At 69.3% G+C, this 9071-nt stretch carries 9 protein-coding genes; 3 read left to right on the top strand and 6 right to left on the bottom strand.

The window, feature by feature from the left end; translation table 11 throughout:
- Positions 1-95: 95 nt before the first annotated feature.
- Together ACFXI3_RS46545 and ACFXI3_RS46540 are read right to left on the bottom strand one after the other, a co-directional pair.
- Positions 96-737 (bottom strand): hypothetical protein, encoded by a 642-nt coding sequence (locus tag ACFXI3_RS46545; protein ID WP_378408614.1) that lies wholly within the window; start codon positions 735-737, stop codon positions 96-98.
- Positions 734-1318 (bottom strand): MBL fold metallo-hydrolase, encoded by a 585-nt coding sequence (locus tag ACFXI3_RS46540; RefSeq protein ID WP_378408618.1) that lies wholly within the window; start codon positions 1316-1318, stop codon positions 734-736. The genes ACFXI3_RS46545 and ACFXI3_RS46540 overlap by 4 nt, the downstream gene beginning before the upstream one ends.
- Positions 1319-1454: 136 nt before the next feature.
- Here ACFXI3_RS46540 and ACFXI3_RS46535 point away from each other — a divergent pair, with 136 nt between their 5' ends.
- Positions 1455-2339 (top strand): peptidylprolyl isomerase, encoded by an 885-nt coding sequence (locus ACFXI3_RS46535; protein WP_344276902.1) that lies wholly within the window; start codon positions 1455-1457, stop codon positions 2337-2339.
- Between the two features lie 7 nt (positions 2340-2346).
- Entirely contained in the window at positions 2347-3126 is a 780-nt protein-coding gene (locus tag ACFXI3_RS46530) for an aminotransferase class IV family protein (protein ID WP_378408616.1), read from the top strand.
- Positions 3127-3132: 6 nt separating this feature from the next.
- Here ACFXI3_RS46530 and ACFXI3_RS46525 read toward each other — a convergent pair whose 3' ends face one another.
- From ACFXI3_RS46525 to ACFXI3_RS46515, 3 genes are read right to left on the bottom strand one after another with little or no spacing between them, the layout of a single operon-like run.
- Entirely contained in the window at positions 3133-3879 is a 747-nt protein-coding gene (locus tag ACFXI3_RS46525) for an N-acetyltransferase (RefSeq protein ID WP_378408612.1), read from the bottom strand.
- Positions 3880-3923: 44 nt separating this feature from the next.
- On the bottom strand, positions 3924-4703 hold the full coding sequence (locus tag ACFXI3_RS46520; protein WP_378408610.1) for an enoyl-CoA hydratase/isomerase family protein: 780 nt from the start codon (positions 4701-4703) through the stop codon (positions 3924-3926).
- 54 nt (positions 4704-4757) lie between these two features.
- A complete protein-coding gene (locus tag ACFXI3_RS46515) occupies positions 4758-5870 on the bottom strand; it encodes a LuxR C-terminal-related transcriptional regulator (protein ID WP_378408608.1) in 1113 nt (370 codons plus the stop codon).
- On the opposite strand from ACFXI3_RS46515, the gene ACFXI3_RS46510 reads away from it, so the two are divergent.
- Positions 5869-6318 carry a cupin domain-containing protein gene (locus ACFXI3_RS46510; protein WP_344276915.1) on the top strand — a complete coding sequence of 150 codons (450 nt, stop codon included), beginning with the start codon at positions 5869-5871 and terminating at the stop codon, positions 6316-6318. The two genes, ACFXI3_RS46515 and ACFXI3_RS46510, sit on opposite strands and share 2 nt — an antisense overlap.
- 173 nt (positions 6319-6491) lie before the next feature.
- Here the strand turns inward: ACFXI3_RS46510 and ACFXI3_RS46505 are convergent, their stop codons facing one another.
- The gene (locus ACFXI3_RS46505; protein ID WP_344276917.1) at positions 6492-8870 is read right to left on the bottom strand and encodes a bifunctional (p)ppGpp synthetase/guanosine-3',5'-bis(diphosphate) 3'-pyrophosphohydrolase; all 2379 of its coding nucleotides are present in this window, start codon (positions 8868-8870) and stop codon (positions 6492-6494) included.
- Positions 8871-9071 lie beyond the last annotated feature (201 nt).

The following is a 9071-nucleotide window of genomic DNA, read 5'->3' as shown; positions in this document are numbered from 1 at the left end:
ACGCCGGGCAGCCCCCAAACGCCGGCTTAAAAGCGATCCCGCACGCGACGACGAAGTCGGCGCCAAAAACACAGCTGGTGACCTAGTCACCCAACTCACCCCAGCGTAGCCACAAACCGACTAACAGCCTCCATAGGAAACCTCTGCAAATACTTCCCACTGGGCGCAGCAGAAGCCAACCGATACAACGGCCTCTCCGCCACCGCGTCCCCCCGAGCCTCAGCCCGCAACTCCGCCACCAACAACTCCGAAAACACCAACCCATTAGCCTCAGTATTGTTCAACAACGCATCAGCCAACCGCCGCAACTGAAGCGCCCCCAACTCCCGCCCCCCAGTCCCAGAAAACACGGCCAAATCAAGCTTCACAGCCCGCCGCCGCTGCCCCGCATTAACCAGCAACGCAACAGTCCGATTCCCCCGAACGTCACTGATCACCACATCCAACCGAGGCGCCTCAAGCAAATCCACCCGCCGAACCCCCCAGGTCCGCACAACGAGCGTCGTCCCCTCCAGCCAAACCCGCCGCCGAGCCGCATACAACACCACGTAAACCAACGGCACAGCCACCACAGCCGCCACGATCAGCCCCGGCAGTTGCCCGCCGATCAACCCCACAATCCCGCCAAACGCAGCAGCCAAAACCACCACGCCAAAAATCCCAGACCAAGCCCGCCGCCGCCGCAACTTCGGCTCATCAGCGAACAACGGCACCCGCTCCACGGGCTTCTCAGTCACCGCGCACCCCCTGGCACGAACGGATTCCCGGCGCGCTCGCGCCCGATAGTCGTAGCCGGCCCATGACCAGGCAACACGACGGTCTCATCAGCGAGCGTAAGCAATGTGCGCAACGAACTCTCCAGATCAGCACCGGACCCGCCGGTACGCCCGACCGACCCGGCGAAAAGCGTGTCCCCCGTGAACACCAGCCTGCCACCCTCACCCGTCTCGACCGCGAACGCCACGGACCCCGGCGTGTGCCCAGGCAGCGAAAGCACCCCCACAGCCAGCCCAGCCGCCTCGACGCAGTTCCCGGTGAGCGGTTCAAACGCCCCGTCGTACCACTCAGCGTCCCCCGGATCCATCCACAGCGGCACCCCGTGCACCCGCGACAGCTCAGCAGCAGCACCCACATGATCCGGATGCCCGTGCGTAGCCAGCAACGCGACCGGCGTCAGCCCGTGCTCCGCCAACGCCTCGGCCAGCGGTTCGGCAGCCCCCTCGCCCGGGTCGACGACGACGCACGGCCCCTCGGCGGCAGGGGCCAGCAGGTAGCAATTCGAGCGGAGCGGACCCGCGGCGAACCCGGCGACGAGCACCGAACCCTCCTCCCAGGAAGCGGCCTTGATCACGACCCGGTGAAGACTAGCCGCCCCTGTACGGAGTCCTCACAGGCTGTGCCCATACACTGCCGCTACCTCAGACGTGTGACTTCGAGCGGAAACTGGAGGGCGGGTGGCGACCAACCAGCAGCGCCGAGAAGCCGCTAAGCGCAAACTCGAGCGGCAGCTCGTGCGCCGGGCGGAACAGGCGAAGCGACGCAAGATCGTGGGCGCTGGAGTGGTCGGCGGTGTGGTCCTCATCGTCGCCGGTCTCGTGGTGTGGATCGTGAACAGCGGGGGCAGCGGCGACCAGCAGGCCGCCACGCCGCCGCCGTCGAGCTCCGCGCCGCCGGTCCCGAGCGTCACGAACATCCCCACCGAGCGCACCGCGCTCCCCAAGCGCCCGAAGGCGCTGCCGAACCCGACGACGTGCTCGTACCCGGCCGACGCCAGCGGCAAGCCGCCGTCGACGAAGAAGCCGACCGTGCCGGACGGCAAGAACGTTTCCTCGAGCGGGACCGTGAACATCACGATGAAGTCCACCCAGGGCGACATCCCGATGACGCTGGACCGCGCGCTCGCGCCGTGCACCGTGCAGGCCTTCGAGAGCCTCGCGAAGCAGGGCTTCTTCACCGACACGATCTGCCACCGCCTCGGCGTCACCGACCTGCAGATGCTGCAGTGCGGCGACCCGGACGCGAAGGGCGACGTGCTGAAGGACGGCCGCGGCGGCCCGGGCTTCACCGTGCCGGACGAGTTCATCGACACCGCGAAGTACGGCCGCGGCGTCCTCGCGATGGCCAACACCGGCCAGCCGAACAGCGGCGGCAGCCAGTTCTTCATGGTCTACGGCAACGCGCCGCTGCAGCCGCAGTACACGATCTTCGGCAGCATCTCCGACGAGGGCCTGAAGGTGCTCGACAAGATCGCGAAGAACGGCATCGGCGCCATCGGCCAGGACGGTTCGACCGGCGAGCCCAAGGAGCCGGTCAAGTTCACCGCGGTCACGGTTTCCTGAGTTGACGATGCGAGTCGAGATCGGCGGCACCGCTCCCGGTACCGCCGATCTCGCCGCCGCGGCGACCAGCTACGGCCACTTCACCGCGATGCAGGTCCGCGACGGGCGCGTGCGCGGCCTCGGCTATCACCTCGACCGCCTCGCGGCGAACACTCGCGAGGTGTTCGGCAGCGAACTGGACACGGATCTGGTCCGTGCCTACGTCCGGCGGCTCGTCGCCGGTCAGGGCGCGTTGTCGGTGCGAGTGATCATTTTCTCGCGCTCGTCGCCGCACGACGCCGCGATGACGCCCGAAATCCTCGTGCGCACCGCGCCGCCCCGCTCCGACGTCGCCACGCCGATGCGGCTGCGATCTGTTGCCTACCAACGGGATCTGCCGCACGTGAAGCACCTCGGCGGCTTCGGTCTCACGCAGCATTCGCGCGCCGCCGCCCTCGCCGGTTACGACGACGCCGTGTTCCTCGCCGCGGACGGCCGGATCAGCGAGGCGACGATCTGGAACGTCGGCTTCCTGCGCGACGGGACGATCGTGTGGCCGGAAGCCCCGGTGCTGCCGGGGATCACGTATCTGGTGCTTGAGGAACAGCTGCGCGCGGCTGGCGTTCCGCAGGAAACGCGGCCGGTGTACCCGGCGGAGCTTCCGGAATTCGACGCGATGTTCGTGACCAACTCCGCGACCATCGGCCGCCCGGTCGCGTCGGTGGACGACGTCCCCCTGCGCACCTCCCCCGCCGCGACGGAACTCCTGACGACGGCTTACGAAGCCGCGCCCTGGGACGAGATCTAGCAGCCCTCAGGGCCTGCGATGCTCCACCCAGACATTCGGCTCCACATACACGGCAGAATCCTGCGCCAACGACACCAGCACCGGACTCAGCGCGCCTTCCACGACCACCGGCCCGTCGGTGTCGAACGGCAGCCCCGTCCATTCCCGCCACTGCGCCAGCGTTCCGGGAATCGTCATCGACACCGGGCAGACCTTCAGGATCCGCCCGCCCGCGCGCACGTGCACCCGCAGCCACGCGTCGTAGGGCAGGCCGTCGTCCCGCACCCGGAAGGCGTACTCACTCATCGGAGTCTCCGGCTCGTCAGCCTTCCGCGACGGCCGCACCGGGGCGTAGAGCACCTCATGCCCAAGCCGGAAAGCGTTGTCCCGCAGGGCATTCACCATCACCGAAGCAAGTCCGGCGCCCTGACGTTCCTTGCGGACGACGATCTCCAGCGCGGTCGCCGCGTTGCGGTCCCGGCCGGCCAGCCGGTCGCTGTGCTGCCACCGGATCACCTCGTCCCACCCGCCGTCGGGCAGTGCCTTGCGACCCGGGCCGCCGAAGGCGAAGGGCGTCGAGTAGGCCTTGGCGACCGACTCGTCTCCGTCGGTCGCCAGCAGCACGTAATCGGCGACGGTGTCGAGCTCGCCGTAATAGAGGTGCCCGGTCGGGTTGTGCTGCATGAAAACCGGCCACGACCGGTCGAAATCGGCGTGGTCGACCGTCCGGAAAAGCTCCGGGTTCTGGCTGCGTCGGTGAATTGTCAGAGCCACAGGCCCCAGTCTCACCGAGCCGTCAACCGCTTTATCGCGCTGGTCTAGCGGTAGGTGAACTTCGGCGCGCGCCGGTTCAGGAACGCGTCCATGCCCTCCGCGTAGTCCTCTCCGTGCAGCGCGGCGAGCCGGATCTCCTCGACCTCGTCGTCGGTCTTCTCCTGGCCCGCCGCGATTTTCTCGATGATGCGGTTCATCCCGCGGATCGACGCCTGCGACCGCCCGCACAGGGTCTCGGTGAACCGGGCCGTCGAGGCTTCCAGGTCCGCGGCCGGGACCACGTCGTTGACCAGCCCGATCTCGCGGGCCCTGGTCGCGTCGACGAGTTCGCCGGACAGCAGGAAGTACTTGGCGTTCGCCGGGCCGACCAGCGACACCAGCTGCCGCGTCGAGGCGAAGTGGTAGACGATGCCGAGTTTGGCCGGGGTGATGCCGAAGCGCGCGTCGTCCGCGGCGAAGCGGAAGTCGCAGGCGACCGAGATCTGGCAGCCGCCGCCGATGCAGTTGCCCTGGACCATCGCGACCGTCGGCTTGCGCATCGCGGTCAGCGCCGCCACCGCGCTGTCCACGGCCTCGTCGTACTTCGCGGCGGCGTCCGCGGTCGAGCGCAGCTCGCGGAACTCGCCGATGTCCGCGCCCGCGGAGAAATGCCGGCCGGCCCCGGTCAGCACGAGCGCCTTCAGCTCGGGATCGGCCTCGACCTCGGCCGCCACGCCCGGGATCGCCGCCCACATGCCGTGGGTGATCGCGTTCATCTTCTCCGGGCGGGAGAACGTCAGCCGGGCCACGGCGCCTTCGCGGGTGAACTCGAGTCCGTCCGTCATGCCAGCACCCTAATGCGCCCCCGCCGCGATCCCGCTGTGGGACAGGTCACCGGCCTAACCGGACAGCCGCGCGGTCAGCTCGCCGCGGCTGCGCACGCCGACCTTGCCGAACACCGACTTCAGGTGGTCCTGCACGGTGTTCGCCGAGATCCCCAGCCGCGCCGCGATGTCCGAAGTGGACAGTCCAGACAGGACTTCCCGGCACACGTCGCGTTCGCGCGAGGTCAGCCGGTAAGCCGCGAGCAGCACGTCCAGCAGCTCGCCGCCGGAAGCGCGGCGGATCGTCACGACGATGTCGCGGGTGTCGTCGTCCGAGACCAACCTGCTGGCCTGCAACACAATCCAGCCGCCGCGCGCGTCGCGGACCCGAGCCCGGAACGTCCCGCTCGCCGCGGCCTGAGCACCGACCGCGACCGCGCGCAGCAGCACCGCGAACCGGCCGTCGGCGATCGCGTCCAATTCGGACTCCCACGCGCCGACCTCCTCGGTCGCCCCGCGACGGCGGCCGTCCGGTCCGACCACGACAATCGCCGGTTCCGCCGCCGAAGCCGCCCCTCGCGCCAGCGCCGCGACCCGAGTGGCGGCGGCCAGCGTCGGCCCGATCGAGGTCAGGAACTCCACCTCCCGGTCGCTGAACTCGCCCCGGCGCACCAGCCCGGCCGCGGCCCAGCAGACGCCGTCCGCACGAAATCCGACGCGCAGCTCGCTCTCCAGCCCGAGCGGCCGCCACACCTGCGCCCACCGGCCGCTGCGCTCGCGTTCCCGGCGCGGCAGGTCGGAAAGCCGCGCTACCGGCACCGAACGCCGGGCAAGCTGCGCGAAGGTATGCGGCTCCGCGCCGTCGTATTCGTACGTCGCCAGCAGCGGCTCGTACTCCCCCGGGATGCGCGCGCGGCCGCTGGTCATCGAGCTGATCACGGCGGTGTCCGGATCGAGCGACGCCCAGCAGGTCAGCTCCGTCGGCACGACCCGGTCGACCAGTTCGATGGCCGCCGCGTGCAGCTCGGCGACGCCGCAGCCGGCCGTGGCGAGAGCCGCCAGCTCCCGCCGCACGCCCTGCGCCCGGCCTTCCCACACCCGAGGAAGTATGCGCGCGCCCTCGCGCAGCCGGTATCCCTGATTTCCGGGATGGTCGCGCGGCCGCGGCGTTTCTACCTTCGGTGCCATGACCATTCACTTCAGCACCGCGGGCGAAGGCCCGGAACTGGACACGAAAGACGCCATCGTGACGGTGAAAGCGTCCGCCGCGGACACCGGCGGCTACGAGCTGTTCGAGGTCGACGCCTCGCGCGGCCCCGCCGTCCCGCCGCACGCCGACCCGTGGGCGAAAGGGTTCTACGTCCTGCACGGCCGCATCACCGTCTGCCTCGACGGCGAACTCCACGACCTCGGCCCCGGTGCCTTCGTGCACATCCCGGCGGGCATCCCCAACACCTTCACCGTGCACACGCCGCACGCGAAGTTCCTCGTGCTCACCCCGGACGACGCGATGGGCGAGTTCTTCCGCGAAATCGACCGCAGCGTCCCGGCCAACGCCCTGTGGCCGGCCGCCGTGCCGCTGCTCGGCGACATCGCGGCCCGGCACGGGGTCACGTTCGGGGAGCTGGTGCCGTGAGCGCCGCACGCAGGTCTTCTCCGGAATCGCAGTCCCGCTGCACCTGCTGGCGCTCGCGGGAGAAATGCGCCTGTTCGACCGGCCAATCCGGCGCGCAGGCCTACCCCAGGGCGCGGCCGAGAAACTGCCAGCCACCCGTCTCGGCGCGGACGGCTTGCACGCCGCCGGATCAGCTATGACGCGGAGGTCACCCGGTACACGTCGTACACGCCCTCGACGCCGCGGACGACCTTGAGCACGTGCCCGAGGTGCTTCGGGTCGCCCATCTCGAACGAGAACCGGCTCACCGCGACCCGGTCCCGCGACGTCGTCACCGAGGCCGACAGGATGTTCACCTTCTCGTCCGCCAGCACCTTCGTGACGTCCGACAGCAGCCGGTGCCGGTCGAGCGCCTCGACCTGGATCGCCACCAGGAACACCGAGGACGACGACGGCGCCCACTCCACCTCGACCAGCCGCTCCGGCTGCGTCCGCAGGTCGTCGGCGTTCGTGCAGTCCGTGCGGTGCACGCTCACGCCGCCGCCGCGCGTCACGAACCCGAGGATCTCGTCGCCCGGCACCGGCGTGCAGCAGCGCGCCAGCTTCGCCCAGACGTCGCTCGCGCCCTTGACGATGACGCCGACGTCGTTGGAGCCGCGGCGGCGCGTGACGGTGGACGGCGTGGCCCGTTCGGCCAGCTCCTCCTCGGCCTCCTCGACCCCGCCGATGAGCGCGACCAAACGCTGCACCACGTGCTTCGCGCTGGTGTGGCCCTCGCCGACGGCCGCGTACAGCGACGAAATGTCGCCATGCCGCAGCTCGGTCGCCACCGAGCCCATCGACTCCGCCGACACGAGCCGCTGGATCGGCAGCCCGACCTTGCGGATCTCCTTGGTGATCGCTTCCTTGCCCGCGTCGATCGCCTCGTCGCGGCGCTCCTTCGCGAACCACTGCCGGATCTTCGCGCGTGCCTTAGGCGAACCGGCGAACTGCAGCCAGTCGCGGCTCGGCCCGGCGCTCTCCGCCTTGGACGTGAAGATCTCGACGACCTCGCCGTTCTCGAGCTTCCGCTCGAGCGCGACCAGCCGCCCGTTCACGCGCGCGCCGATGCAACGGTGGCCGACCTCGGTGTGCACCGCGTACGCGAAGTCCACCGGCGTCGAATCCGCGGGCAGCGTGATCACGTCGCCCTTCGGCGTGAACACGAAGATTTCGCGCGCGGCCAGTTCGTAACGCAGCGATTCGAGGAAGTCGCCCGGGTCCGCGGCCTCGCGCTGCCAGTCGAGCAGCTGCCGCATCCACGCGATCTCGTCCAGCTCCATCGCGTTGTTGCTGGCGTGCGTGCCCTTGGTTTCCTTGTACCGCCAGTGCGCGGCGATGCCGTACTCGGCGGTGCGGTGCATGTCGTAGGTGCGGATCTGCACCTCGAGCGGCTTGCCGTCCGGGCCGATCACCGTGGTGTGCAGCGACTGGTACACGCCGAACCGCGGCTGCGCGATGTAGTCCTTGAACCGTCCCGGGACCGGCTGCCACAGCGCGTGCACCACGCCCATCGCGGCGTAGCAGTCGCGCACGTCTTCGACCAGGATCCGCACGCCGACCAGATCGTGGATGTCGTCCAGGTCCCGGCCGCGGACGATCATCTTCTGGTGGATCGAGTAGTAGTGCTTCGGCCGTCCCTCGACCTTCGCGGTGATCCGCGACGACACCAGGTTGTTCGTCAGGTCCGCGATCACCTTGCGCAGGTAGGTGTCGCGCGAGGGCGCGCGGTCGGCGACCAGCCGGACGATCTCGTCGTACTTCTTCGGCTGCAGGATCGCGAACGCGAGGTCTTCCAGCTCCCACTTCACCGTGGCCATGCCGAGCCGGTGCGCCAGCGGGGCGAGCACCTCGAGCGTCTCGCGCGCCTTGCGGGCCTGCTTCTCCGGCGGCAGGAAGCGCATCGTGCGCATGTTGTGCAGGCGGTCGGCGAGCTTGATGACCAGGACGCGCGGGTCCTTCGCCATCGCGATCACCATTTTGCGGATGGTCTCCGCCTCGGCTGAGGTGCCGAGTTTGACCTTGTCCAGTTTGGTGACGCCGTCGACCAGTTCGCCGACCTTGTCGCCGAAATCGGCCTTCAGCTGTTCCAGGGAGTAGCCGGTGTCTTCCACTGTGTCGTGCAGCAGGGCTGCTACAAGGGTGGTGGTGTCCATGCCTAGTTCGGCGAGGATGGTGGCTACTGCCAGGGGGTGGGTGATGTACGGGTCGCCTGATTTGCGGCGTTGCTCGCGGTGGAGTTCTTCGGCGACGTCGTAGGCGCGCTGGAGCTGGCCCAGGTCGGAGTTGGGGTGCAGTTCGCGGTGGATGACCGCTAGGGGTTCGAGGACCTGCTTGACCGGGGCTGCGCGTTGGGCGGTGATTCGGCGCGCCAGGCGGGCGCGGACGCGGCGGGTCGCGGACGGGTTGGGCGCGGCTCCGTTGGGCCGTCCGGGGTCTGCGGCGGTGGCCCCCGTCTTGGCGGGGGTGGTGCCGCCTTTGGAGGGGGTAGCACCGCCCTTGGCGGGGACGTTGGCGTCGAGCTCTTGGCTCACCCGCACCTCCAGCTGCTTCGTGCGGCCTCGAACCTTCAGGGTAACCGGTTGGTCTTTTGGCGGGGTGGGTGACGTGCCGTTGCGCTCTGTGGCGGTTGGCTCGTCGCCTGGCGGCGACATTGCGCCCGGTGGGGGCCACCACCCCGAAGTTTTATTGTCCTGACGGTTCGGGGGTGCTTGTCAAGGCGGGAAAGATTCCGT

This window comes from Amycolatopsis sp. NPDC059235 (genome assembly GCF_042754125.1).
Lineage (GTDB): Bacteria > Actinomycetota > Actinomycetes > Mycobacteriales > Pseudonocardiaceae > Amycolatopsis > Amycolatopsis albidoflava.
Note: the sequence above shows the minus strand (reverse complement) of the source record. Positions and strands in the feature narration are given on the sequence as shown.